We start from the raw sequence: 534 nt of genomic DNA, 5'->3' as shown, positions 1-534 counted from the left end.
CTGGATGATGACGAGCGTGACGAATTTATGGCTGAACTGGGTCTGGAAGAACCGGGGCTGAACCGCGTTATTCGCGCTGGTTATCGCCTGCTGAACCTCCAGACCTACTTCACCGCCGGGGTGAAAGAAGTTCGCGCATGGACCATTCCGGTTGGCGCAACCGCGCCGCAAGCAGCAGGTAAAATCCATACCGACTTCGAAAAAGGCTTTATCCGCGCTCAAACTATCGCCTTTGACGACTTTATTACCTATAAAGGTGAACAAGGCGCGAAAGAAGCCGGTAAGATGCGAGCGGAAGGCAAAGATTATATCGTTAAAGATGGCGATATAATGAACTTCCTGTTCAACGTCTAAGTAAAAATTGTTGTCTTATGAGGTTTTGCTGAATCTCATAAGAGGCAAAGAAACTCATAAAATCCACGCAGCCGCGTGGATTTTTTATTTCATAATATCTCAACTCATACTGACAGGCTCAATTAACGCAGAGCTAACAGGGTAAGTTTTTTTCTTAATTACCAGTCGACATTCACTGTA

1 protein-coding gene is annotated in these 534 nt (G+C 45.7%); it reads left to right on the top strand.

The genetic code is table 11. The features are described 5' to 3' along the window. On the top strand, window positions 1–354 hold a 354-nt coding region (locus K0335_RS22280; RefSeq protein ID WP_219394176.1), incomplete at its 5' end, for a DUF933 domain-containing protein. Between the last annotated feature and the right edge of the window lie 180 nt (window positions 355–534).

Source organism: Escherichia sp. GZ89 (assembly GCF_019366485.1).
GTDB classification, from domain to species: Bacteria; Pseudomonadota; Gammaproteobacteria; order Enterobacterales; family Enterobacteriaceae; genus Escherichia; species Escherichia fergusonii.
The sequence above is the reverse complement of the archived record's forward strand: the minus strand, read 5'-3'. Positions and strand labels throughout refer to the sequence as shown.